The sequence below is a fragment of the Roseicyclus sediminis genome, assembly GCF_025515305.1.
Lineage (GTDB): Bacteria > Pseudomonadota > Alphaproteobacteria > Rhodobacterales > Rhodobacteraceae > Roseibacterium > Roseibacterium sediminis.
This window is the reverse complement of record NZ_JAOPHT010000003.1, coordinates 76,231-100,406: the sequence shown is the minus strand read 5'-3', so window position 1 is coordinate 100,406 and position 24,176 is coordinate 76,231. Positions and strand designations below refer to the sequence as shown.

The 24,176-nt window shown below is 68.3% G+C and carries 18 protein-coding genes and 1 riboswitch; of the genes, 7 read left to right on the top strand and 11 right to left on the bottom strand.

All coding sequences use genetic code 11. The features are described from left to right. The first annotated feature begins 1 nt into the window (after position 1). From N8I71_RS05330 to N8I71_RS05305, 6 genes are all read left to right on the top strand, one after another. The gene (locus N8I71_RS05330; RefSeq protein WP_262876907.1) at positions 2 to 727 is read left to right on the top strand and encodes a hypothetical protein; all 726 of its coding nucleotides are present in this window, start codon (positions 2 to 4) and stop codon (positions 725 to 727) included. Continuing rightward, complete coding sequence (locus N8I71_RS05325) at positions 724 to 1,179, top strand: GFA family protein (RefSeq protein WP_262876906.1); 456 nt, start codon at positions 724 to 726, stop codon at positions 1,177 to 1,179. Before N8I71_RS05330 ends, N8I71_RS05325 begins: the two co-directional genes overlap by 4 nt. Continuing rightward, positions 1,176 to 5,714 (top strand): glutamate synthase large subunit, encoded by a 4,539-nt coding sequence (gltB, locus tag N8I71_RS05320; RefSeq protein ID WP_262876905.1) that lies wholly within the window; start codon positions 1,176 to 1,178, stop codon positions 5,712 to 5,714. Before N8I71_RS05325 ends, gltB begins: the two co-directional genes overlap by 4 nt. A 115-nt stretch (positions 5,715 to 5,829) precedes the next feature. Then, positions 5,830 to 6,336 (top strand): hydrolase, encoded by a 507-nt coding sequence (locus tag N8I71_RS05315; RefSeq protein ID WP_262876904.1) that lies wholly within the window; start codon positions 5,830 to 5,832, stop codon positions 6,334 to 6,336. A 12-nt stretch (positions 6,337 to 6,348) separates the two neighbouring features. Then, positions 6,349 to 6,810: a pyridoxamine 5'-phosphate oxidase family protein gene (locus N8I71_RS05310; RefSeq protein WP_262876903.1), complete on the top strand. Its 462-nt coding sequence runs from the start codon at positions 6,349 to 6,351 to the stop codon at positions 6,808 to 6,810. A gap of 120 nt (positions 6,811 to 6,930) precedes the next feature. Further along, complete coding sequence (locus N8I71_RS05305; protein WP_262876902.1) at positions 6,931 to 7,839, top strand: Hint domain-containing protein; 909 nt, start codon at positions 6,931 to 6,933, stop codon at positions 7,837 to 7,839. Here N8I71_RS05305 and serB read toward each other — a convergent pair. Continuing rightward, positions 7,836 to 8,711: a phosphoserine phosphatase SerB gene (gene serB, locus N8I71_RS05300; protein ID WP_262876901.1), complete on the bottom strand. Its 876-nt coding sequence runs from the start codon at positions 8,709 to 8,711 to the stop codon at positions 7,836 to 7,838. The two genes, N8I71_RS05305 and serB, sit on opposite strands and share 4 nt — an antisense overlap. Positions 8,712 to 8,838: 127 nt before the next feature. On the opposite strand from serB, the gene N8I71_RS05295 reads away from it, so the two are divergent. Continuing rightward, positions 8,839 to 10,317 carry an alpha/beta hydrolase gene (locus tag N8I71_RS05295; RefSeq protein WP_262876900.1) on the top strand — a complete coding sequence of 493 codons (1,479 nt, stop codon included), beginning with the start codon at positions 8,839 to 8,841 and terminating at the stop codon, positions 10,315 to 10,317. Positions 10,318 to 10,321: 4 nt separating this feature from the next. On the opposite strand, the gene N8I71_RS05290 is transcribed toward N8I71_RS05295, so the two are convergent. From N8I71_RS05290 to N8I71_RS05245, 10 genes are all read right to left on the bottom strand, one after another. Beyond that, positions 10,322 to 11,377 (bottom strand): lipocalin-like domain-containing protein, encoded by a 1,056-nt coding sequence (locus tag N8I71_RS05290; RefSeq protein ID WP_262876899.1) that lies wholly within the window; start codon positions 11,375 to 11,377, stop codon positions 10,322 to 10,324. Then, the gene (locus N8I71_RS05285) at positions 11,377 to 13,779 is read right to left on the bottom strand and encodes an FtsX-like permease family protein (RefSeq protein WP_262876898.1); all 2,403 of its coding nucleotides are present in this window, start codon (positions 13,777 to 13,779) and stop codon (positions 11,377 to 11,379) included. Before N8I71_RS05285 ends, N8I71_RS05290 begins: the two co-directional genes overlap by 1 nt. 2 nt (positions 13,780 to 13,781) lie before the next feature. Continuing rightward, a complete protein-coding gene (locus N8I71_RS05280; RefSeq protein WP_262877236.1) occupies positions 13,782 to 14,453 on the bottom strand; it encodes an ABC transporter ATP-binding protein in 672 nt (223 codons plus the stop codon). 45 nt (positions 14,454 to 14,498) lie between these two features. Then, positions 14,499 to 15,143, bottom strand: a complete 645-nt coding sequence (locus N8I71_RS05275) for an adenosylcobinamide amidohydrolase (RefSeq protein WP_262876897.1) — start codon at positions 15,141 to 15,143, stop codon at positions 14,499 to 14,501. Then, a complete protein-coding gene (locus N8I71_RS05270; RefSeq protein WP_262876896.1) occupies positions 15,140 to 15,898 on the bottom strand; it encodes an ABC transporter ATP-binding protein in 759 nt (252 codons plus the stop codon). The genes N8I71_RS05275 and N8I71_RS05270 overlap by 4 nt, the downstream gene beginning before the upstream one ends. After that, complete coding sequence (locus N8I71_RS05265) at positions 15,895 to 16,884, bottom strand: FecCD family ABC transporter permease (RefSeq protein ID WP_262876895.1); 990 nt, start codon at positions 16,882 to 16,884, stop codon at positions 15,895 to 15,897. The genes N8I71_RS05270 and N8I71_RS05265 overlap by 4 nt, the downstream gene beginning before the upstream one ends. Beyond that, positions 16,881 to 17,708, bottom strand: a complete 828-nt coding sequence (locus tag N8I71_RS05260; protein WP_262876894.1) for an ABC transporter substrate-binding protein — start codon at positions 17,706 to 17,708, stop codon at positions 16,881 to 16,883. The genes N8I71_RS05265 and N8I71_RS05260 overlap by 4 nt, the downstream gene beginning before the upstream one ends. Further along, complete coding sequence (locus N8I71_RS05255) at positions 17,695 to 19,623, bottom strand: TonB-dependent receptor plug domain-containing protein (protein ID WP_262876893.1); 1,929 nt, start codon at positions 19,621 to 19,623, stop codon at positions 17,695 to 17,697. The genes N8I71_RS05260 and N8I71_RS05255 overlap by 14 nt, the downstream gene beginning before the upstream one ends. 129 nt (positions 19,624 to 19,752) lie before the next feature. After that, positions 19,753 to 19,945, bottom strand: a riboswitch (cobalamin riboswitch). A gap of 74 nt (positions 19,946 to 20,019) precedes the next feature. Further along, entirely contained in the window at positions 20,020 to 23,589 is a 3,570-nt protein-coding gene (locus N8I71_RS05250) for a hydantoinase B/oxoprolinase family protein (RefSeq protein ID WP_262876892.1), read from the bottom strand. 69 nt (positions 23,590 to 23,658) lie between these two features. Then, entirely contained in the window at positions 23,659 to 24,093 is a 435-nt protein-coding gene (locus N8I71_RS05245) for a MarR family winged helix-turn-helix transcriptional regulator (protein ID WP_262876891.1), read from the bottom strand. Between the last annotated feature and the right edge of the window lie 83 nt (positions 24,094 to 24,176).

Genomic DNA, 24,176 nt, shown 5'->3' with positions numbered 1-24,176 from the left:
CATGTGCCGTATCATCGCTCTCGGCTTCGCGGCGACATGCCTCGCCCTGCCCGCATCGGCGCAGGACGGTCCCCGCCTGTTCCAGGTGCCCGAGGGGTGCGAGGCCTTTCTCACGGTGCAGTCGCGCTCTTGCATGGTGTCGCATCACTGGACCTGCTCGGTCGATCCCGAGGGGACGCACTGGCGTGCCTCGGTGGACCAGGACGGCGCCTTCTATCTCAGCTTCACCGACGCCGAATTCCGCTGGCTCAGGTCCTGGAACCTGCGCAGCGGCGGGACCGATACGCTGATCGAACCCGAAGAGGACCCCGCCAGCCTGTCCGAGCTTCTGTCCACGGGCAGCGATTCGATGGTCTTCTCGATCCAGGAGGAGAGCGGTCTCGGCACGTTCCGGCGCGACTACACTGGGTTCGACCGCCTCACCGGCGAGACGGTCGCGGTCGATGGCCGGGAACTCCAGGTCACCGAATTCTCCTATCAGTACGACACCGCCGACGGCGTTCGCCGCACGCAGGGCAACCAGTTCGTCCACGAAGGCTGGCGGCTGTTCTTCGGCGGGCTGGAGACCGTGACGCTTCCCGACGGTGGGACCTTCGAGGGCAACTACAGCCCGATGGAGTTCGCCGAACCGGGTGAGCAGGGCTTTCTCACGATGCAGCCTCTCTACGATTGCGGCGACACGATGAGTGCGGTCGAAACCGCGCCCGTCTGGAGGGTCAGCCAGTGATCGAGGCCTATCGCCGGACCGGGCGCCTCGACGGTGCCTGCCTTTGCGGTGTCGTGCGCATCCGCGTCGATGGCGGCTATGTCGCGGCGGTGGGTGTCTGCCATTGCAGCATGTGCCAGCGCTGGAACGGCATGATCTACGGGACCTTCGACGCCGAGGCGGATGCCGTGACCGTCGAGGGCGAGGTCGCCCGCTATCCCGCGACCCCGTTCTCCGAGCGCGCGTTCTGCGCCGGCTGCGGCAGCCACCTGTGGATGCGCAACACCGACGGGGACGCCGCGAATTACGAGTTTCCGCCGGGTCTGTTCCCGGCCGCGCGGGACTTCCCGCTGATCTCGGAAATCTACGTCGACCGCGCACCGGCCTATGCCGCGCTGGCGGGCGGACACCGCCGGGCCACCCGCGCGGAATACGAAGCGAAAAACCCCCATCTCGAGGGAGACATGCCATGACCAAGTATGATGCAGCCTGGGCCGCCGCCGAAGAAGCCAAGCGCAAGTGGCTGGCCGAAAACGGCATGTATTCCGAAGCGGAGGAGCATTCCTCCTGCGGGGTGGGCCTTGTCGTGTCGATCGACGGCCAGCCGTCGCGCAAGGTCGTGGAGAAGGGTATCAACGCGCTCAAGGCCGTGTGGCACCGGGGCGCGGTCGATGCCGACGGCAAGACGGGCGACGGTGCGGGCATCCACGTGCAGATCCCGCCGGCCTTCTTCTACGACCAGGTCGTCCGCACCGGCCACGAGCCGCGCAGGGACGAGCGGATGGCGGTGGGCCAGGTCTTTCTGCCCCGCACCGACTTCGGCGCGCAGGAGACCTGCAGGACCATCGTCGAGAGCGAAGTCCTGCGGATGGGCTACTACATCTACGGCTGGCGCCACGTTCCGGTGAACATCGTCGTCCTGGGCGAGAAGGCCAATGCGACCCGGCCCGAGATCGAGCAGATCATCATCTCGAATTCCAAGGGCGTCGACGAGGAGACTTTCGAGCGCGAACTTTACGTCATCCGTCGCCGGATCGAGAAGGCGGCGCAGGCCGCCGGTATCAAGGAGCTTTACCTCTGCTCGCTGTCCTGCCGGTCGATCATCTACAAGGGCATGATGCTGGCCGAGCAGGTGGCGGAGTTCTATCCCGACCTGAAGGACGAGCGTTTCGAGAGCGCCTTCGCGATCTATCATCAGCGCTATTCGACCAACACCTTCCCGCAGTGGTGGCTGGCGCAGCCCTTCCGCATGCTCGCCCATAACGGCGAGATCAACACGCTGAAGGGCAATGTGAACTGGATGAAGAGCCACGAGATCCGGCTGTCGTCCAACTACTTCGGCGACATGGCCGAGGACATCAAGCCGATCATCGCACAGGGCGCGTCGGACTCGGCCGCGCTCGATGCCGTGTTCGAGGTTCTCGTGCGCGCCGGACGCAACGCGCCGATGGCCAAGACGATGCTTGTCCCCGAGGCCTGGAGCCAGACGGCGACCGAGCTGCCGCAGGCGTGGCAGGACATGTATTCCTACTGCAACTCGGTGATGGAGCCCTGGGACGGTCCCGCAGCGCTTGCCATGACGGACGGCCGCTGGGTCTGTGCCGGGCTCGACCGCAACGGTTTGCGTCCCATGCGCTACGTCGTCACCGGCGACGGCCTGATGATCGCGGGGTCGGAAACCGGCATGGTGCCGGTGGACGAGGCGAACGTCGTCGAGAAGGGCGCGCTGGGCCCCGGCCAGATGATCGCCGTCGACATGGCCGAGCAGCAGCTGTTCCACGACACCGAGATCAAGGACGCGCTGGCCGCCTCGCGCCCGTTCGGCGACTGGGTCGGCAAGATCACCGATCTCGCCGTCGAGACCGAGACGGTGCCCGAGAAGGCGCTCTACGAAGGGTCCGAACTGCGCCGCCGCCAGGTTGCAGCGGGCTATTCCATCGAGGAGTTGGAGCAGATCCTGGCGCCGATGGCCGAGGACGGGAAGGAAGTCGTGGTCAGCATGGGCGACGACACGCCCGCCGCGGTCCTGTCCTCGCAGTATCGCCCGCTCAGCCACTATTTCCGGCAGAACTTCAGCCAGGTCACGAACCCGCCCATCGACAGCCTGCGCGAATACCGCGTGATGAGCCTCAAGACCCGCTTCGGCAACCTCAAGAACGTGCTGGACGAGGATTCGAGCCAGACCGAGATCCTCGTGCTCGACAGTCCCTTCGTCGGCAACGCGCAGTTCGAAGAGATGGTGAAGCACTTCAACGCCGAGCATGTGATCATCGACTGCACCTTCCCCGCCGGCGGGTCCGCGGGCGCGCTGCGTGCCGGGCTGGAACGTATCCGCCGTGAGGCCGAGGATGCCGTGCGTTCGGGCGCGGGTCACCTCATCCTGACCGACCAGGGGCAGAATGCAGATCGCGTGCCGATGCCCATGATCCTCGCCACCAGCGCGGTCCACTCCTGGCTGACGCGCCAGGGTCTGCGGACCTTCTGCTCGCTCAACGTGCGCTCGGCCGAGTGCATCGACCCGCATTACTTCGCGGTACTCGTGGGCTGCGGTGCGACGACCGTCAACGCCTACCTCGCGCAGGACAGCATCGCCGACCGCATCGGACGCGGCCTGATCGAGGGCAGCCTGACCGAGGTCATGTCCCGTTATCGCGCGGCCATCGACGCGGGCCTGCTGAAGATCATGTCCAAGATGGGGATTTCCGTGATCTCCTCGTACCGTGGCGGCCTCAACTTCGAGGCGGTGGGCCTGTCCCGCGCCATGGTGGCGGAGTTCTTCCCCGGCATGATCTCCCGCATCTCCGGGATCGGTGTGTCGGGCCTGCAGAAGAAGGTCGAGGAGGTCCACGCCAAGGGCTGGATCCGCGGCCAGGACGTGCTGCCGATCGGCGGTTTCTACAAGGCGCGCCGCTCGGGCGAGAAGCACGCCTGGGAAGCGCAGACCATGCACATGCTGCAGATGGCCTGCAACAAGGCCTCCTACGAGCTGTGGAAGCAGTATTCGGCCAAGATGCGGTCGAACCCACCGATCCACTTGCGCGACCTTCTGGACATCAAGCCGCTGGGCAAGCCGGTGCCGATCGAAGAGGTCGAAAGCATCACGTCGATCCGCAAGCGTTTCGTGACGCCCGGCATGTCGCTTGGCGCGCTGTCGCCCGAGGCGCACAAGACGCTGAACGTCGCCATGAACCGGATCGGCGCGAAGTCCGACTCGGGCGAAGGCGGCGAGGATCCGGCGCATTTCGTGCCCGAGCCCAACGGCGACAACCCCTCGGCCAAGATCAAGCAGGTCGCGAGCGGTCGTTTCGGCGTGACGGCGGAATACCTCAACCACTGCGAGGAACTGGAGATCAAGGTTGCGCAGGGTGCCAAGCCCGGCGAGGGCGGCCAGTTGCCCGGCATGAAGGTGACGGACCTGATCGCGCGGCTGCGCCACTCCACCAAGGGCGTGACCCTCATCAGCCCGCCGCCGCACCACGACATCTACTCGATCGAGGACCTCGCGCAGCTGATCTACGACCTCAAGCAGATCAACCCGCGTGCCAAGGTGACGGTCAAGCTGGTGGCCTCGTCCGGTGTCGGCACGATCGCGGCGGGCGTGGCCAAGGCCAAGGCCGACGTCATCCTGATCTCGGGCCACAACGGCGGCACCGGGGCCAGCCCCGCGACGTCGATCAAGTATGCGGGTCTGCCGTGGGAGATGGGCCTGACCGAGGCGCACCAGGTTCTCGCCATGAACAACCTGCGTGACCGCGTGACGCTGCGCACCGATGGCGGGCTGCGCACGGGCCGCGACATCGTCATGGCGGCGATGATGGGCGCCGAGGAATACGGCATCGGCACCGCCGCCCTGATCGCGATGGGCTGCATCATGGTGCGCCAGTGCCAGTCCAACACCTGCCCCGTCGGCGTCTGCACTCAGGACGAGAGCCTGCGCCAGAAGTTCACGGGCACGGCCGACAAGGTGGTGAACCTCATCACCTTCTACGCGCAGGAAGTGCGGGAGCTTCTGGCCTCCATCGGGGCGCGGTCGCTCGACGAGGTGATCGGCCGCGCCGATCTTCTGACCCAGGTCAGCCGGGGTGCGGCGCATCTCGACGATCTCGACCTCAACCCGATGCTCATCACCGTCGATGGCGCGGACCGGATCGTCTACGACCGCTACAAGCCGCGGAACGTCGTGCCCGATACGCTCGACGCCCAGATCGTCAAGGACGCGCACCGCTTCCTCGAGGACGGCGAGAAGATGCAGCTGTCGTACGCGGTGCAGAACACGCTCAGGACCATCGGGACGCGCACCTCCAGCCACATCGTGCAGGCCTTTGGCATGCGCAACCAGCTGCAGCCCGATCACCTGACGGTGAAGCTGGAAGGCTCCGCCGGCCAGTCGCTCGGCGCCTTCGCCGCGCCGGGGCTGAAGCTGGAGGTCTCGGGCGACGCCAACGACTATGTCGGCAAGGGTCTGTCGGGCGGCATCATCGTGGTGAAGCCGCCGCAGGTCAGCCCGCTGAAGGCGGACGAGAACGTCATCATCGGCAACACCGTGCTTTACGGTGCGACCGACGGCTATCTCTTCGCCGCGGGACGGGCGGGCGAGCGCTTTGCCGTGCGAAACTCGGGCGCGAAGGTCGTGGTCGAGGGCTGCGGCTCGAACGGGTGCGAGTACATGACGGGCGGGGTCGCGGTGATCCTCGGCCGGATCGGCGCGAACTTCGGCGCGGGCATGACGGGCGGCATGGCCTATCTGCATGACCCGGACGGCACGGCCCGGATCAACATGAACCTCGAGACCCTGGTGACGGTTCCGGTGACCGTGGCCCATTGGGAAGGCCAGCTTCGCGGCCTGATCGAGGCCCATGTGCGGGAAACGGGCAGCCGGAAGGCCGCCGAGATCCTGCAGCACTGGGACCTGGAACTCGGCAACTTCGTCCAGGTCTGTCCGAAGGAGATGCTCGACAAGCTCGCGCATCCGATTTCGGACGACCGGAAGGCCATCCCGGCGGAGTGACGCCACTTGCGGGGCGGTGGTTCGTCCGCCGCCCCGCATTGACCTTGCTCAAGGCGCGCCGCTCCGATGCGTGGCAGACTCACTCTGTTCCGCACAGGCGACGGGGAGGGCGCCCATGCAGATCAACGTATTGCCGCATCAGGATCTTTCCGACCGGCCGACGGGCTGCTGTGCGCGGTTCGATCCAGAAGGCTGGAACGGGCTGGTGCTCAGGTTCCGGGAAAAACCGTTCCTGCGCGCCGAGACGCGCTCGGCGATGTACATGCCGCTCGACATGGCGCGGGTTTTCGCCCGTGTGCTGGGGCGCATCGAGGCTAGTTGCGGCTTCGATCCTGACGATACGCTGGTCCTCAGCCATGACCTCTCGCCCTGGAGAGCCGAGCATTTCTTTGCCGTGAAGGGGGACGTCGAGGGTGAGGAGATGACGACGATGACAGGCGACTTCATCACCAAGGTTTTCGAAGGCCCCTACCGTCAGGTCGGGTCGTGGCGCACCGAGATGGAGGCCCTCGTCCGCGACCGGGGCAAGGTGCCGGGGCGCATCTACTTCTACTACACGACCTGCCCGGCCTGCGCGAAAGCCATGGGCAGGAACTATGTCGTCGGCCTGGCCGAGGTCTGAGGGAGTCGGAACATGGACGCGGATACACACGCACAGATCGTCGCGATCCTCGACGAAGTGCAGGACATGACCATTGCCACGCTGCGGCCGGACGGTTTTCCGCAGGCCAATGTCGTCAGCTTCGTTCATGACGACCTGAGGCTTTACTTCATGACGGTCGCGGGCTCGCAGAAGGCCCTGAACCTCCTGCACGACGAAAGGGTCTCCGGCACCGTGACGCGCACCTACGACAGCTGGGACGAGATCGAGGGCCTGTCCTTCGCAGGCCACGCGCGCGTCGTGACCGACGCCGCCGAGATCGCGCGGGTCGGGGAACTGATGCTCGACCGCTTCCCCCAGATCCGCGAGATCGAGCCGCCGGAACCGGTGGAGACGATCCTCGTGCGCGTGGATCCCGTCGTCTTTTCGGTCCTCGACTACACCCAGGTCTTCGGCCACACCGACCTGGTCGAGGTTCAGCCGCGCCTCGCCTGAGGCGGCCGGTCGAAAGGCAAGATCTTAGACGTTCTTCACAGGAATTCCGCAATTGCTCCCGCATGAGGACCAATTCTGCGCGCAGGAGGGGCGCGCAATTGCGTGAGTTCGGGGCGTTTCATGCCGACGACCTACAATGATCAGTTCTGGGTAATCGATGCCTTCTCCCCGCCGCCGGTGGGCACGACGCTTGTGCACCAGCGCTTCGATCTCCGCGACAACAACGACGACGGCGACTTCGACCGCTTCAACACCGACCGGATCGACGGATCGGACATCACATCGTCCTATCCCGGCGACACGATCACCGTGACCCTGAAAAGCGGGACGGTCACCTATACCGGCATCACCTTCTACCTTGCAGACGGTCGCTCGGTGTTCACGCCGACCGACGGGCAGGTGCTTCAGACGGGGACCTTCGTGTCCTCGACCTTCGTCTCGACGCAGGGCCCGCTCCTTGTTGGCAACCTCGGCCCGCCCTGCCTTACGCCCGGCGTCCTGGTCGATGCGGCAAGGGGCCGGCTGCCCGTGGAATGTCTGCAGCCGGGCGACAGGCTGGAGACGCTGGATCGCGGCCCGCAGCCGGTGCTTTGGGTCGGACGGACCGAGTTGCGCGCCGATGCCTGCCACGCGCCGGTCCGTTTCGAGGTCGGCGCGCTGGGCAACAGCGAGGCCTTCTGCGTCTCGCCCCAGCATCGGATGTTCGTGGACGGGTGGCAGGCCGAACTTCACTTCGGTCAAACCGAGGTCCTCGTATCCGCCGTGCATCTGGTCGGTCTTCCCGGCGTGACGCGCATGATGGCCGGCCGCGTGACCTACCTGCACGTGCTGCTCGAAACGCATGAGCTGATCCGGACCGCCGGTCTGTGGTCCGAGAGCTATCACCCGGCTGCCAGCATCGAGCGCCACGAGGAGGAGATCCGCAAGGCGCTTCCCCGGCGCTTTGCACGGCTCGCGGAGGGTATGCGTTCGGCGCCGCTGGCGCGGCCGCAGGTGACGGGACGCGAGGCGCGGGTCCTCGCCGCCTAGGCGCTCACGAACTCGTCGCGGGCAAAGCCCTGCAGGAACAGAAGCGCGGTCAGGTCGCCGTGGTTGATCCGGTGCGGCGCAGCTTCCTGCACAACCGGCTTGGCATGGACGGCGACGCCCGTGCCCGCCCGTCCGATCATGCCCAGGTCGTTCGCCCCGTCGCCGATCGCCAGCACGTCGGCGGGCGTGATGCCCAGCCGCGCCGTGATCTCCTCCAGCGCCTCGACCTTTGCCTCACGCCCGAGGATCGGCCTTGCGACATCACCGGTGAGGATGCCGTTCTCGGCCAAGAGGACATTGGCGCGGAACTCGTCGAAGCCGAGGCGTTCGGCGACAGTTTCCGCGAAGGCCGTGAAGCCGCCAGAAACGAGGACGGTATGCGCCCCGGCCTTCTTCATCGTCGCCACCAGTGTCGCGCCCCCGGGCATCGCCGTGATGCGGCGGTCGAGGACCTCGCCAATCACGCCCTCGGGCAGGCCCTTCAAAAGGCCCACGCGCTCGGTCAGGGCACCCTCGAAGTCCAGTTCGCCATTCATCGCTCGCGCCGTGATCGCCGAGACGGCCTTGCCAACGCCGGCTTCGGCGGCCAGCTCGTCGATGCATTCCTGCCCGATCATGGTGCTGTCCATGTCGGCGAGCAGCATCCGGCGGCGCCGGTTGCCGGCCGGCTGGGCCACCATGTCGACGCCTTCGGCCTGCAGGCTTTCCCAGATCTGCGGCAGGTTGCGCGGCAGCTTCGAGACGTCGAACTCGGCGGCATGGCTGGGGTCGAGCCAGGCCGCGTCGCCGCCTCCCATCGCGTTCCTGAGGTTGCCGACCAGCGTGGGGTCGAGATACATCGCGGGATTGGTAATGAGCGTGATCGTGAACATCGGAGCGCCTCGGCCGGTTTGCGGCGCATAAAGCACGGGCGCTTGGCGAGGGCCAGCGCCGTCGAACTTGGCAGGCGCATGGGGCAGGCTAGCTGATGTCGCGGAAGCAAGGGCAGGGACGGCAAAGGTGAAAAGACCGGTCATCGTGGCAATCGCGGCGCTCGTGGCCATCCTTGCGGGGCTCTTCCTGCTGGAACGCCCGCGTGCGGGGCTGGAGATCTCCACGATCCGTGCCGGCGAGACGCCAGTGACGCTGATGCAGCGGCCGGATGCGGACGGCCCGCTCGTCGTCATCGCCCATGGTTTCGCAGGTTCGCGCCAACTGATGGCGGCCTGGCAGCTGACGCTCGCGCAGGCGGGCTATGTCACGGCCAGCTTCGATTTCGAGGGGCATGGGCGCAATCCGGTGCCGATGTCGGGCGACGTGACCTCGATCGACGGGACCACCCGGCTTCTTATGGAGGAAACAGGGCGCGTGACCGATGCCGCGCTGGCCGCCACCGGGGTCGCGCCGCGCGTTGCGCTGCTGGGTCATTCGATGGCGTCAGACATCATCGTGCGGCAGGCCCTCCGCGACAGCCGTGTCGAAGCGATTGTCGCGATTTCCGTTTTCTCCCAGGCCATTGTCGAAGATCAGCCCCAGAATCTCCTGATCGTGAACGGCGCACTCGAAGGCATGCTCCGGCAAGAGGCGCGCCGCGTGATGGAGCCTTTCGGCGTGGCTGAGGGCGAGACGGTCGGCACGCCCGGCGAAGGTTTTGCCCGCCGTGCCGTCGCCGCGCCCTTCGTGGAGCATGTCGGCGTCCTCTACTCACCGACCGGCCTGCGGGAGGCGCGCGCATGGCTCGACGCGAGTTTCGGGCGGCCGGCATCCGGGGGGCCCGTCGCCGCAATCGGTCCGGCGATCCTGCTCACGCTATTCGGGGTTGTCCTGCTGGCGCGCGCGCTTGCCGCACGCCTGCCCGAGGGGCCATCGCCCGCGTCGGCGTCGGCTAGACGCTTCTGGCTCATGGCGGCGGTGCCCGCGCTTGCGACGCCGCTCGTGCTCGCGCCCTTCGATACACGGTTCCTTCCGGTCCTCGTCGCCGATTACCTGGCGCTTCACCTCGCGGTCTATGGCGCGCTGGTCCTGGCCGTCGCGGCATGGGCCGGTGTGTTGCCGAAGGCTCGGGGCTGGGCCTGGGGGCTGGGCCTCGCGGCATACGGGCTCATCGCCTTCGGGGGCGTGATGGACCGCTACGTTGCCAGTTTCGTGCCGGTCGCGGGCCGCGTTCCGCTCATGGCCGCGATCCTGCCCGGCGCGATCCTCGCCATGCTGGCAGACGCGACGCTGCTGGAGGCGGGGCAGGCGCGGCTCTGGCGGCGCTGGGCGGCACGGATCCTGTTCCTCGCCTCGCTCGGCATTGCCGTCGCGCTCGATTTCGAGCGGCTGTTCTTTCTACTGATCATTCTGCCGGTGATCCTGCTGTTCTACCTCAGCTTCGGGCTGATGGGCGGCTGGACCGGGCGGCGGACGGGGTCCGTCGCCGCCATGGGGATCGGCCTCGGCATCATCCTGGGCTGGGCGCTGGGCGTGACGTTCCCGCTGTTCGATCCGGGTCTCTGACGGGTTACTCGTAGCCCGTCATCTCCAGGTAGCCACGTCCGGCGTGGCTCCCCTCGAACCGGATCGGCCCCTCCCAGTAGGCGAAGGAGGTGTTCATCCAGCTTCGGGGGTTCAGGGGGCGCGTCACGATATCGACGCCTCGTGCGGGGAGTTCGACCTGCCACTCCGTCGGCACGTCCCGCCCCGCGACCTCGGTCAAGGCAAGCGGTGTCAGCCGCAAGGCGCCATCGCCATAGGCCGTCTCGGTTCCATCGGGTGCGATCCACGTCGCCGAAGTGAAGACCCCGCCGGCGCGGTCCCTCAGGCCGAACCCCATCATTCGCGCGCCGTCGGCGAATTGCAGCGAGAACCAGTCCCAGCCGTCCTGCGACTCGGACAGGGGTTGCGATGACCATTCGCGGTCGAGCCAGGCATTTCCGGTGACGGCCACCTCGCCCCCGGGCAGCGAAAGGGTGCCGGTCACCTCGTAGAAGGGCTGCGAGTAGTAGTAGCTTGCCTGCCCCTCCGCCGACTTGACGGAATAGCCCTCGTCGCCATGAAACACGAGCGGCCCCGTCGCGTTCAGGTCGAGCGCATAGGAAAACTCGCCGCCCCGCGCGGTCAGGCTCAGCGCCGAAAGCGCGTCCTCGCCCGTTCGCGCGGTCGACCGCATGGACCAGTCGTCGATCCAGGCTTCGAAAGGCATGGCCGTGACGCCGGCCTGCCCGATGCCGCCACGGCCCAGCCGCTCGGCGCTGAAATGCTGGGTCGCGGTGGTCAGACCGGCGTGACCCATCCAGAGCTGCGGCGCCTCCCATCCCGGTGCGGTGCGGGGGGCGAGGGCGCTGCGGAACAACGTCCACTGCACGCCGTAATCCTGCCCGTCCTCGCCCGTCAGCGTCGCGGTGAGATACCACCACTCGATCCGGTAGGCGGGATGCGCGCCGTGATCGGCCGGAAAGTCGAAGACCGGATCGCGGGCGGGCACCGCAAAGCCCTCCGCCTGCGTGCCGAGCCCGGCGAAACCCTGCGACAGCGCGGGTCCGGCGAGAAAGGCGAGGAGAAGGGCGAGTATCCGCATCAGCGTTCCTGGGAAAAGACCTGCAGAAGCCGTGCAGGAGCCATGTGCGACAGTCTCAGGGCCGGCAGCGCGGCGGCCAGCCCGGCGGCCAGGAGTGCAAGGAGCAGGAGGCGAAGCCAGTCCGCCGGAAAGACCTGCATCGGCAGCCGCCAGCCGAACGCCTCGACGTTGACGACGGCCAGAAGGACCCAGGCCAGGACAAGACCCACCGGCAGCGCAAGCAGGAAGGTCAGCGCGGATAGCAGAAGCAGCCGCCACACTTCCGCGCGGGCGAGCCGTCCGCGTGCCACGCCAAGCGCCCAGACCGGGGCCACCTGTGGCAGACGCAGCGACGAAAGCGTCAGGAGGCTGGTCAGAAGCGCCAGCGCCGCGACGCCCAGCGTCAGGACGTTCAGGGCGCCGGTCACGCGGAACGTGTTCTCGAAGACCTCCAGCGAGAAGCGCTTGATCTGCGCCTGGTTGCGGACGGCGGTGTCGGGCAGGCCGAACTCCTCCCGCAGCGCCGTGGCGAGCGCGGGCGCGTCCTCGGGTGCGACGCGGATCGCGAAGTCGTCAGCGCGCGCTTCGGGGAAGGTCGTCCGGAACAGGTCCATCCCCACGATCGCCTGCCCCGAGGGATTGCCGTAGTCGGAATAGACCCCGGCGACAGGCAGGTTCAGACCGGGGGCGAGCGGCACGGTATCGCCGGCCGACAGGCCCTGACGCCGCGCCAGTTGTTCGTTCACGAGCACTGCCTCGCCCGCGAAGACGGCATCCCAGGCGCCCGGTGCGGATGTCAGTAGCGGCCAGGCCTCGCGGTAGGTCGCGTGATCGACGATGCCGAAGATCTCTGCCGGCAGATCGAAAAGCCGGGTCTCCGCCGAGATGATGGGCAGGACCGCATCGGCCCGGTCGTCGAGGAAACGCTGCAGGCGCAATCCCTCGGCTTCATCGGCAGTGGAAACGTAGAGCTCGGCGGCGAGGCGCTGATCCAGCCAGCCGGTGAAGGTCGTCCGGAAGGACCCCACCATCGTCGAGACACCGACATTCGCGGCAAGCGCGAGCAGCAGCGCCATCAGCGCAAGCGAAAGCGCGGGCAACTGTTGGCGCGAATCGGCGAAGAGCCATTCGGCGAAGGGCCCGCGCGCGCCCCGTGCGAAGATGCCGAGCGCGAAGGCCAGAACGACCGGAAGCGCCAGCGCGGCCCCGAGCAGAAGCGCGCCCAGAAGCGCGAAGCCCGCCAGAAGCCCGCCGCCGAGACCGCCGATCACCACCGCCACCCCGAAGAACGCAAGCGCCGCCAACCCCTGCCGCCGCATCGCCCTGTCCGACGCCTGCGCCCAGGCGCGGGGCTGTGCTGGTGCGAGAAGCGGCATGCGCCCGGTCCGGATCATCGCCTGCGCGGCGGCCGCGCCGGCACCGAGCAGCGTGATGCCCATGGCCGACAGGGCCCATTGCGGGTCGAAGGACAGACCCCCCGCCACCTCTGCGCCGTAGAGGCCGCGCAGCGTGGCCGCGACGCCGGGCATGAGGGCCGCAGCGACGAGATAGCCGAGGACGATGCCGATCCCGCCCGCGATCAGCGCCATCAGGGTCATCTCCAGCGCCAACGCGATCATCAGGCTGCGAAGCGGCAGGCCGAGGGCGCGCAGCGTCCGGAACGTCGCGCGGCGCTGCTCGAACGCGAGACCGATGGCGGCGTGAACGATGAAGAGACCGACGCCGAAGGACAGCAGGCCGAACGCCGTGAGGTTCAGGTGGAAACTGTCGGTCAGTCGCGCGACGTCGCCGGAGGTTTCCGGCGCGACGAGGAGAAGGGACGTGGCCTCGGCCAGCGGCGGCAGGCCCGCGGGCTGCGCCGGCGCCACGATCAGGTAGCTCGGCTCCTCCTGACCGAGAAGCCGGGAGGCGGTGCCGATGTCGGTCAGCGCGGCGGCGGGCGGCACGCCTTCGGCAATGACGATTCGCGGGAGAACGGCAGGCAAGGCGCCTTCCGCCGTCGCCTCCGTCATGAGGAGAAGGCCGGGCGCGGTGAAGAACGCAGCGAGGTCGGTATTGCCGCCAAGCCCCGGGGCCCCAGCCTCCTGGGGCGCGGTAAGAGGGTCGATCCCGATGATCCTGAGCCGCCCCGCCTCGTCCCTGATTTCCCCCGTGATGACCGGCGAGACGAGATAGCCCGCGCGCCGGAGCGCCAAGTAGTCCCTGATCGGAACGGCCCCGCCATCCTGCGCCACGAGACGCGACAGGCTGTCCTGCCCGAGGGCGGCGGCGGCCTCGGCATAGCTTGTCCGTGCCTCCGCGTTGATCGCCTGCACGCCGGACCAGAGCGCGGTCGCCAGCGCAAGGCCGAGCCACAGCATGGCAAGCTGGAGCGGATTGCGGCGCCAATGCGAAAACAGGCTCGAAACGGCGGTTCCGACCATGTTCAGCTTGCCTCCAATCGCCCGCGTGACAGCGAAAGGCGCCGGGACAGGCGCGCCGCAAGCCGTTCGGAATGGGTGACCATCAGGAGGCCGGCGCCGGTTTCCGTCACGAGATCGAGCAGGAGGTCGAGCACCGCGTCCCCCGTCGCCTCGTCGAGGTTGCCGGTCGGCTCGTCTGCGAGGATCACATCGGGTCGCGCGGCCAGCGCCCGGGCGATCGCAACGCGCTGCTGCTGTCCCCCGGACAGCTGCTCGGGGTATCGCGCGGTCAGGTCCGACAGGCCGAGACGGTCGATCAGGCGTGAGTCCAGCGCGGGATCGTGCCGCCCCGCAAGCCGCGCCTGTATCGCGACATTCGCGGCCACGGTCAGCGACGGGACGAGGTTGAACTGCTGGAAGATCAGCCCGGCGTGACGCCCGCGCACCTTCGCCCGCCCGGCATCGTTCAGCGCGGCAAGATCGTGCCCCATCAGCGTCACGCGGCCCTCGTCTGGCGCGTCGAGGCCACCGGCCAGGTGGAGGAGCGTGCTTTTGCCCGAGCCGCTCTCGCCGGTCAGGGCCAGCGTCTCGCCGGCTGCAAGACACAGCGACACGGACGAAAGGACCGGCAGCGGCCCCTCCGCGCCGGGATAGCGTTTAGTCACGCCGGAAAGGTCGAGCACCGGGGCGGTCATGCTGGGCATGTAGCAGCCGGGGAGGCATTGCACAGCCCCTGCGACCTAAGGGGTCTGCTCGGCCATCCAGTCCTCGACGCCGTTGGCGACGGCGCGGTAAACGGCGGCCCCCAGGGCCTCGCCCACGTCGGTATGAAGCCCGGTGAAGCGCTTGTCGCCGGGCGGGGCGCCGACCACGATGCAGTCGGTCCCGGTCCCCGTCGCCCGCCCGGCGGGCAGGATGGGCCCATGCTCCATGACCGCGGCCGTCCGCGCCTCGGCCGCGATCGACAGAAGCTCGATCAACGCGGTGTTGGAAAGGGCGGTGTCGGTTACCGCCAGAAGGTTGATCGTTCCGAACCCCGCGCCGGCCTGCATCTGCCTGTGGCCGATCCTCTCGGCGTTGGTGAGGCCGACGGTGGCGAGGCACGTGGCCCGCGACAGACCCGATTCAGCGGATTCGAGACGGTATTTGCCCAGATCCCGTGAAGTGATCAGGCCAATGGCCTCCTCCTCGCCGCGTGCCGTCATCTGCGCGGCGAACCATTCGAGGGCGTCGAGGTCCTCGGTCAGGTCGGCGTCGCGGACCTCGCGCCACACGACGCGCTTGGCGGTCACGAAGCCCGGGTTCCACAGCGCGAAGCTGAGAAGGCGGAAAGGAACCGGAAGATCGGCAGCCATCCAGGGCGTGTCGAGCGTGACCCTGATCATCCGATCACCTCCAGCGGCTGGAAGACCACGCCGTCCGGCCCCTCCGACAGGTGCGCCCTGATGCCGAAGACATCCCGCAGAAGGTCGGGCGACAGAACCTCCCGGGGTCGTCCATCGGCCTCTATGCGCCCGCGATGCATCAGGATCAGGCGGGTGCAGTGCCGCGCGGCCAGCCCGAGGTCGTGAAGCGAGACCAGCACCGATTGCCCCCTGCGCGCGAGATCGGTGAAGCGTTCCAGGGCCGCGATCTGGTGACCGGGGTCGAGGCCCGCGGTCGGTTCGTCCGCGAGGATCAGCGGCGTCTCCTGCGCCAGCGCCCGCGCGATCAGGACCCGCGCCTGTTCGCCGCCCGAAAGCTCGGTCGCCGGACGGTCGGCGAAGGCGCTGAGGTCCATCGCGGCCAGCGCCTCGTCGACCGCCGCCTCGTCCGCGGCGCCCGGTCGTTGCCCGCCCGCAAGGTGTGGCACCCGCCCCAGCAGGACCAGCGTGCGCACCGCGACGGGCCAGGCGATCTCCCGCGACTGCGGCAGCCATGCGGCATGGCGCGCCCGTTCCGCTGGTCCCATCGCGAGGAGGGAGCTTTGGCCCGTCGAGGGCAGGAGGCCCAGCGCCGCACGCATCAGGGTCGTCTTTCCGGCGCCGTTCGGGCCGATGAGGCCCACGACCTCGCCGCCTTCGATGCGGAACGTCGCGTGATCCACCACGGGGCATTCGCCCCGGCGCACGGTCAGGTCGTTCAGCGCGAGAAGCGTCACGTTAGCTGCCTCCGCGTCTTGTAGATGAGGTGAAGGAACAGCGGCGCGCCGACCAGCGCCATCAGGACACCGAGCTTCAGGTCACGGTCCGGCAGGATGAAGCGCACCGCGACATCCGCGGCCAGCACCATCGCCGCGCCCCCGAGCGCCGAAGCCGGAAGGAGGCGCCCGGGCTGCCCGCCGACCAGCGGGCGCAGGAGGTGCGGCACGACAAGGCCGACGAAACCGATGGCGCCTGCCACCGCCGTCGAGGCGCCGACCGCCGCCGCCGTGCCGATCACCAGCATCAGCCTGAGCCGTGTCAGCCCGATACCCAGCGATGCCGCCGCATCCTCGCCCAGCGTGAGCGCGTCGAGCCCCCGCGCCGTGCGCGACAGGAGGAACCAGCCCAGCGCCACGAAGGGCAGCGCGATCCAGACATGCCGGAACGACCGGTCGGCGAGCGAGCCGAGCATCCAGAACACCGTTTCCGACACCGCGAAGGGGTTGGGCGAGAGGTTCAGCACCAGAGAGGTGAGCGCGCCGGCGAGCGCCGATATGGCGATGCCCGCGAGAATCAGCGTGAGCGACTCGCCGCGCGGTCCGGCAAGCGCGAGGATCAGGAGGACTGCAACGAGCGATCCCGTGAGAGCGGCAAGCGGCAGGGCGAGCGCGAAGGACGCCGCGACACCGGTCTGAAGCGCGATGACGGCGCCCAGCGCGGCGGAGCCGGACACGCCGATCAGTCCCGGTTCGGCCAGCGGGTTGCGCAGGTAGCCCTGCAGCGCCGCGCCGGAAAGGCCGAGGGAGGCGCCGACCATCACGGCGAGGATGGCACGGGGCAGGCGTATTTCGCGCATCACCAGCGCGACCGCCTCGCCCTGTCCGGTCAGGAGTGCATGAAGACTTTCGCCGGGGCCGAAACCCGCGGGCCCCGTCAGGAGCGACAGCAGGAACAGTGCCGCCACGAGGGCGCCGAGCGTCGAAAGGAGGACGCCCTGCCTCATTGCCCGGCCTGGATCGCCGCGCGGTCCTGCGCAAGGCCGGCCAATGCGCGGACGACATGGGGCGTGCCGCAGACCCAGTCCGGGCCGCTGACCGTTCCGTGGGCTGTCTCGACCAGCGCCCGGAGCGCGGGGTGGCGGAGGATCTCTTCCGACCGGGAGGCACCTGGATAGGGCTCGGTCCCGATGATCATGTCCGGTGCCGCCACGGCGAGCAGTTCCAATGCGACGCGCCCCGAAGCATCGCGGCCGAGTTCCTCCACCACATGGGTAAAGCCCGCGTGTGTCAGGAGGTCATGGCCCAATGTCCCGCGACCGAGCGTATAGCCGTTGGGGTAGTAGAAGGCCGCGCGGGGCCCTTCGTGCGGACCCGCGAGTGCCTCCAGATCCGTCTCGAACCGGCGGATCAGGGTCTGTGCCTGTGCCTCCCGCCCAAGGATGCGCCCCATCTCGGCGACCCTTTCGGACACCTCTGCGAGGCTGTCGGCGGTGTCGAGCTGCGCCACCTCGATCCCGAGACGCCGCAGCATCGAGACGGTGGCCGGGTCGGACCAGACACCCGCCAGCACGAGATCGGGTTGCAGGAGATAGATCTCCTCCGCCCCGCCGCGGTTCTGGGGATAGGCCGCCGCCTCCGCGTGCATCGGCGAGGACAGGGGATCGGCGGCGATGGCGCTGACCGACACGAGCTGGCCCTCGGCGGCCAGCATCATCGCCAGCTGATCGGTGCAGAGGTTCATCGACACGACCCGTTCGGGCGCATCGGCCTGCGCGGCCGCCGTCACAAGGAGGGCCGCCGCGAGCGATATGATCCTAGAAAGCCGCACGGAGCCCCAGGTAGAAGGCCCGGTCGCTCGTCCCGAAGCCCGAGACCGTCTGGTATTCCTCGTCGAAGAGGTTCTCGATGCGCAGGAACACTTCGACTTCGTTGCCGAGGTCATAGGTGAAGGTCGTGTCGACCACGGTGTAGTCCGTGTAGGGTTGCGGATCGAAGGAGCCGTTCGCCCGGTCCGCCACGTATTGTGCCGAGGCGGCAAGGTTCAGACGGTCGCTCAGGTCGGCGTCGAGACCGAAGGCGAGGTCGTGCCGGGGAACGTTGTTCAGCCGCGCGCCCGCGGCGTTGCGCGCCTCGGTGTAGGTGTAGGCCCCCGTCAGCGTCATCGCGTCCGAAACGGGCAGCATTCCGGTCAATTCCACGCCGCTGCGTTCCGACGTGCCGGGGGCATTGGCGAGCGTGCCGAAGGTCAGGGGGTCGCAGCCGAACAGGGGCGGGCTACGCGGGCAATCCACGTACGTGATGAGGTCGCTCACGTTGAGGTGGAAGGCGGTCACGCCGATCTCGGCCCCACCCGCGAAGGTGTAATCGAAGCCGATCTCGAAGCTTTCGCTTTCCTCGGGCGTCAGGTCCGGGTTCCCGAAGAAGGGAAAGGCCGGGTAGGCGCCGTAAAGCTCGTCGAGGGACGGCGCGCGGTAACCGGTGGCGGCAGCGCCCCGGATGCGAAGCGCCTCGGTCGGGCGCCAGACGAAGGCCAGCCGCCCGGTCGGGTAGGAGCCGAAGCTCGAATGCTCGTCGAACCGCAGGGTTCCCGTGATGTCGAGGTCGGCCGTCGGCGACCACGTCGCCTCCACGAAGCCGCCTATCGTCTCGGTGTCCTGCGTGCCGCTGGCGAGGTTGGAATAGGTCGCGCTTTCCAGCCGCGCGTCCGCCCCGAAGGACAGGCGCCAGGTCTCGCCGAACTCCCGCGTTGCGGAGGCGTCGAAGGTCGTGCGCTCGGCCGAGTAGGACGCGACCGGGCTCGCCGAATTGCCCGGCGCGACTGTGACCGACCCGGTCTTCCGGTCGATGGTGTAGTAGGCCACCGAACCGGACCAGGACCACGCGCCGGCCTCGCCCTCGGCCCATGCCCGAAGGCCGCGCGCCGCGCGTTCGGCGAAGTCGTCGCCGGGGGTGCCGTCGTTCGGGACGCCCACGAAGGGGAATTCGTCGATCTCGTTGCGCCCTTCCTCCAGGAACCCGTTGAGGCCGATCGTAAGGCTCTCCGAGGCCGCGTATTCCGCCCCGAAGCTCAGGCGCGTGTGGCGGAAGGGATCGGCCTCGGTGTTGCCGTTGTTCTCGTCGCCGGCGGAGAAGCCTTCGCCTTCCACATGGGAGGCGCCCAGCGACAGCAGAAGGTCGCCCGTGCGCTGCGTCAGCGTGTAGTCGAGCGCGGCGGTGCCATAGCTGCCGCCCTGCACCGTGACGGATTGCGCCGTCCCCTCGGGCGCCTCGTCGCCTGCGATCGTCGTGATGCTGATGACGCCGGCGACGGCCGTGCCGCCATAAAGCGCCGATTGCGACCCGCGCAGAAGCTCGATCCGCCGGATCGACCCGGTGGTAAGCCCGCCGAAATTGTCGAAGCTCATCTCGGTGGCGCTGGGGTCGGTGACGAGGATGCCGTCGACATAGACGCTCACGTATTCCGGACCGCCGCCGCGCAGCGTCACCTGCGACCGCGCGCCGGGCGGGCCGCCCTGGGCGAAGCTGACGCCGGCGAGACTGCGCAGGGCCTCGGACAGCTGCGTGTCGCCGAGCGCTTCCAGTTCCTCGCCCTCGATCACCTCGACGGAGGGACCGACCCGCGCACTTTCGGTGCCGTCGGCATAGGCGGAGAAGATGATGTCATCGAGGACGAAGACGGACTGCGCCACCACCGGCGCAGCGGACAGCGCTGTGATGGCGGTTGCCGCGAGAAGGCGTTTCATGTGGTTCCCCCAGGAGTGCGGGCGAGGCCCGCGACGTCGAATAGTCCTTGAAGGGGAATCCCCCCCGCAGACGGTGATTTTCGCCACCACTACGGAAGTCTCCGTTGCCCGCTGCGCCCTCCGCGCCCGGACAGGGTGATCACCTCGGCAGGTCTCCTGACTTCGCGGGTCGTCGCGCGGACCGGGCCTTCCCGGGGATATCCCCAGTGGCATGTGCCGGATGCGCTCGCCGCTTACAGTTGCGGGGGCAGTCGCGGATTCTCACCGCGTTCCCTTTTCACCGGACGCATGAGGCGCCCGGACCGAAGCAGGATCTTGGTACGCCCTGCCCCCGAGTCGGACAAGGGCCGGGGGCGACGCATCGTGGTCGGGTTGCGAAATGCCGCAGTCGCTCGCCTATCGCGGGTGGCCCCATCCGCCGCCGCCGGGGGTCAGCATCTCGATGGCATCGCCGGGCGAAAGGTCGGACCGGTCGTTGCCCATGAGGTCCTCGACCGTGCCGTCCGCCCGCAGGACCCGGTTGACGCCGATCGCGCCGTCGCCGCCGCCGTTCCGCCCCGGCACCGGCACGGACCGGTGCGAACACAGCGTGGTGACGGTCACCGGTTCGAGGAAGCGGAGGATGCGGTGCATCCCCTCTCCGCCGGTCCAGCGCCCGACGCCACCCGAGCCCTTGCGATGCGCCATACGTTCCACCCTGACGGGGAACCGGGTTTCCAGCACCTCGGGATCCGTCGCGCGGGTGTTGGTCATGTGAACCTGCACGCATGGCGCCCCGTCGAAGCCGGGCCCGGCGCCGGAACCGCCCGCGATGGTCTCGTAATTCTGGAAGCTCTCATTGCCCCAGATGAAGTTGTTCATCGTGCCCTGGCTTCCGGCGATCACGCCGAGCGCGCCGTACAGGGCCTCGGTGATCGCCTGGCTGACCTCGGTGTTCCCGGCGATGACGGCGGCGGGGTACTCCGGCGAGATCATCGAGCGGTCCGGCAGGACGATGCGCAGCGGCTTCAGGCAGCCTTCGTTCAGCGGGATGTCGCGGCCGACCAGCGTCCGGAAAACGTAGAGGACGGCCGCCGTCGCGATCGCACGGGGGGCGTTGTAGTTGCGCGGATGTTGCGGACTGGTGCCTGTGAAGTCGATGACCGCCTCGCCGCGCTTGCGGTCCACGGCGATGGCCACGCGAATGACGCTTCCGTCGTCGAGCGGATAGGTGCAGGACCCGTCGGTGAGCGACCCGATCACGCGGCGCACGCTGGCCTCGGCGTTGTCCTGCACGTGGCGCATGTAGGCGAGGACGGTCTCGAGTCCGAAATTTCCGATCATCGCCCGGACCTCGCGGATGCCGGTGGCGTTGGCGGCGATCTGCGCCTCGAGGTCGGCCATGTTCTGATCCGGATTGCGGCAGGGATAGCGCCCCGAGGTCAGGAGAGCGCGCGTCTCGGCCGCCCGGAAGGTGCCGCGCTCGACGATCCGGAAATTGTCGATCAGGACACCTTCCTCGTCGATATGTGTCGAATCGGGTGGGGCGGAGCCGGGGGTTCGCCCACCGATATCGGCATGATGCCCGCGCGAGCCGACCCAGAAGAGGATATGCTGACCGGCGTCGTCGAAGACCGGGGCTATGACGGTGACATCCGGCAGATGCGTGCCGCCGTTGAACGGCGCGTTCAGCATGAAGGCGTCGCCGGGCTCGATCCGTCCCGCATTCAGCCGTGCCACGGTGCGTACCGCGTCCGACATGGAGCCGAGGTGCACCGGAACATGGGGCGCGTTGGCGACGAGATTGCCCTCGGCATCGAACAGCGCGCAGGAAAAATCGAGCCGTTCCTTGATGTTCACGGAATAGGCCGTGTTCTGCAGGGTCGCGCCCATCTGCTCGGCGATGTTCATGAAGAGGTTGTTGAAGATCTCCAGCATCACGGGGTCGGCCTCGGTTCCGAGGGCCGTTTCCCGCGCCTTCGCCGCCTCCCGTTCGAGGATGAGGTTGCCGAGGTCGTCGATCCGCCCCGACCAGCCGGGTTCGATCATCGTCGTCGCCGTGGCCTCGGCGACGATGGACGGACCTTCGAGACGCGCGCCCACGGGCAGGTCGTCGCGCCGATAGACAGGGGTCTCCCGCGTCTCGCCACCCGCGCGCACCGGGATCTTGTCGATGGGTCCGGGCATCGGCCCATGCCCCGGCGCGGGCGTGGCGCCCGCCCCGGTCTCGCCGATGGCCTCGACTTCCAGCATGTCGAAGACCAGGTCGCGCCCGCGTGCCACGAACCCGAAGCGCGACCGGTGCTCCGCCTCGAAGCGCGCGCGCAGGTCCCCGGCGCTTCCGAAGTCCACCGCAAGCGTCTGGTGGGAGCCGGCATAGCGCAGATGCGCGCGCCGCTCGACCCGGATGCGCGCAGGGTCGATCCCTTGCCCGGTGACCTCGGCGACTGCCTCGGCCTCGAGCTGAAACAGTCTCTGCTCTGCATGTTCGAGACTGTTCAGATCCCCCGCGAACTGCCCCTCGCGGATGGCGCGGATGTCGGCGAGGCCCATCCCGTAGGCCGAGAGAACCCCGGCGAACGGGTGCAGGACGACCGTCTCGATCCCCAGCGCATCGGCGACGAGGCAGGCATGTTGCCCGCCCGCGCCGCCGAAACTCGCCAAGGCGTAGCGCGTCACGTCATGGCCGCGCTGCACGCTGATCTTCTTGATCGCGTTGGCCATGTTCTCGACTGCGATGCGCAGGAAACCCTCGGCCACCTCCTCCGGACTGCGGCCATCGCCGATCTCGCGGGCGAGCGCGTCGAACTTCGATCGGACGACCCCGGTATCGAGCGGCTGATCGGCGCGGGGCCCGAAGACGGAGGGGAAGTGCGCGGGATGGAGCTTGCCCAGCATGACGTTACAGTCGGTGACGGTCAGGGGCCCGCCCTTGCGGTAGCAGGCGGGCCCCGGATCGGCGCCCGCGCTTTCGGGACCGGCCTGGAAACGCCCCTCGCGGAAGGACAGGATCGAGCCGCCGCCGGCCGCGACCGTGTGAATATGCATCATCGGCGCGCGCATCCTTACGCCCGCCACCTCGGTCTCGAAGCTGCGCTCGTAGGTGCCCGCGAAATGGCAGACATCTGTCGAGGTGCCGCCCATGTCGAAGCCGATGAGCCTGTCGAACCCCGCCGCCTGGCCGGTGCGCACCATGCCGACGACCCCGCCCGCCGGTCCAGAGAGGATCGCGTCGCGGCCCTGGAACAGGCGCGCATCGGTCAGGCCGCCGTTCGACTGCATGAACCACAGGCTTTCGCAGCCGCCCTTGCCCAGGGCCAGCGCATCCGCCACCTGGCCGACATAGCGGCGCAGGATCGGGGAAAGGTAGGCGTCCACCACCGCCGTGTCGCCGCGGCCCACCAGCTTGATCAGCGGGCTCGCCTCGTGGCTGGGGGACACCTGCGCAAAGCCCATGTCGCGGGCGATCTCCGCCGCGCGCACCTCGTGCGCTGGGTTGAGGTAGGCATGCATGAAGGCGATCGCGACCGAGCCGATGCCCGCCTCGCGCGCGTCGCCGAGGGCTGCGCGCAATGCGCCTTCGTCGAGTGGCGTCAGCTCCCTCCCGGCCGCGTCGAGCCGTCCGGGGATCTCGGCCACGCGTTCATACAGGAGTTCCGGCAAGCGGATGTGCAGGTCGAACAGGCGTGGCCGTGCCTGCGTGCCGATCCGCAGGAGATCGCCGAAGCCCTCGGTCATGAGCAGAAGGACCCGCGCGCCCTTGCGTTCCAGCAGCGCGTTCGTGGCCACTGTCGTGCCCATCTTGACGCTTTCGATCGTACCGCAGGCCGGGCCGAGAAGCCGGCGGATACCCTCCACCGCGGCGTCGGGGTACTGCGCGGGGTCTTCCGACAGCAGCTTTGCCGTCACCAGTCGGCCATCGGGCTTCCGGCCGACCACATCGGTGAAGGTGCCGCCGCGATCGACCCAGAACTGCCACTTGTCCATGCCCGCCTCCGGCTGTGCCGCGCCCTTGCTAGCAAGCCGGGACAGGACCGCAAAGCGGGATGGCCGAGATCAGACCTGGGCGTAGATCGCGCCGATGGCGGTCCGAAGTTGCGCGCGATCCTCGGGCCCGAGGGCGCCGAGAAGGTCGCTCTCGGCGTCCCGCGCCGCGCTCTTGAGGCGCAGGACCTCCTGGATACCCTTGGCCGATAGCCGGACCACGAGGCGGCGGCGATCGGTCTTGTCGCGGATCACGGAGATCAGTTCGAGATCCTCAAGCCGCCGCTGTGCCCGGCTGACGCGGGCGGCGTCCATCGCCGTCAGGATGCAAAGGTCATGTGACGAGCAGGGCTGGTGGGACGGCAGGGCCATCATGATGCGCCATTCGGGCACCTGCAGACCGGCGTCCTCCATCACCCGATGGAACACCCGGTTGGCGATGACCGACATCTGGAAGGGGAGGAATTCGGAGAGGTCGAATTCGAGGGATTGGGCCTGGTCTTTCACGCGCCACAATCCTTTCAAGAGAGGCAATTCGCCTTTGAGTTTAGCGCCACGCCTCCGGCTCGCGCAAGTGTATTGTAGATGAG

Excerpts from the sequence above, each read along its gene's own strand:
- N8I71_RS05330 (WP_262876907.1), top strand. The coding sequence starts at position 2 with ATGTGCCGTATCATCGCTCTCGGCTTCGCGGCGACATGCCTCGCCCTG.
- gltB (WP_262876905.1), top strand. The coding sequence starts at position 1,176 with ATGACCAAGTATGATGCAGCCTGGGCCGCCGCCGAAGAAGCCAAGCGC.
- N8I71_RS05315 (WP_262876904.1), top strand. The coding sequence starts at position 5,830 with ATGCAGATCAACGTATTGCCGCATCAGGATCTTTCCGACCGGCCGACG.
- N8I71_RS05310 (WP_262876903.1), top strand. The coding sequence starts at position 6,349 with ATGGACGCGGATACACACGCACAGATCGTCGCGATCCTCGACGAAGTG.
- N8I71_RS05305 (WP_262876902.1), top strand. The coding sequence starts at position 6,931 with ATGCCGACGACCTACAATGATCAGTTCTGGGTAATCGATGCCTTCTCC.
- serB (WP_262876901.1), bottom strand. The coding sequence starts at position 8,711 with ATGTTCACGATCACGCTCATTACCAATCCCGCGATGTATCTCGACCCC.
- N8I71_RS05290 (WP_262876899.1), bottom strand. The coding sequence starts at position 11,377 with ATGCGGATACTCGCCCTTCTCCTCGCCTTTCTCGCCGGACCCGCGCTG.
- N8I71_RS05285 (WP_262876898.1), bottom strand. The coding sequence starts at position 13,779 with ATGGTCGGAACCGCCGTTTCGAGCCTGTTTTCGCATTGGCGCCGCAAT.
- N8I71_RS05280 (WP_262877236.1), bottom strand. The coding sequence starts at position 14,453 with ATGACCGCCCCGGTGCTCGACCTTTCCGGCGTGACTAAACGCTATCCC.
- N8I71_RS05275 (WP_262876897.1), bottom strand. The coding sequence starts at position 15,143 with ATGATCAGGGTCACGCTCGACACGCCCTGGATGGCTGCCGATCTTCCG.
- N8I71_RS05265 (WP_262876895.1), bottom strand. The coding sequence starts at position 16,884 with ATGAGGCAGGGCGTCCTCCTTTCGACGCTCGGCGCCCTCGTGGCGGCA.
- N8I71_RS05255 (WP_262876893.1), bottom strand. The coding sequence starts at position 19,623 with ATGAAACGCCTTCTCGCGGCAACCGCCATCACAGCGCTGTCCGCTGCG.
- N8I71_RS05250 (WP_262876892.1), bottom strand. The coding sequence starts at position 23,589 with ATGGACAAGTGGCAGTTCTGGGTCGATCGCGGCGGCACCTTCACCGAT.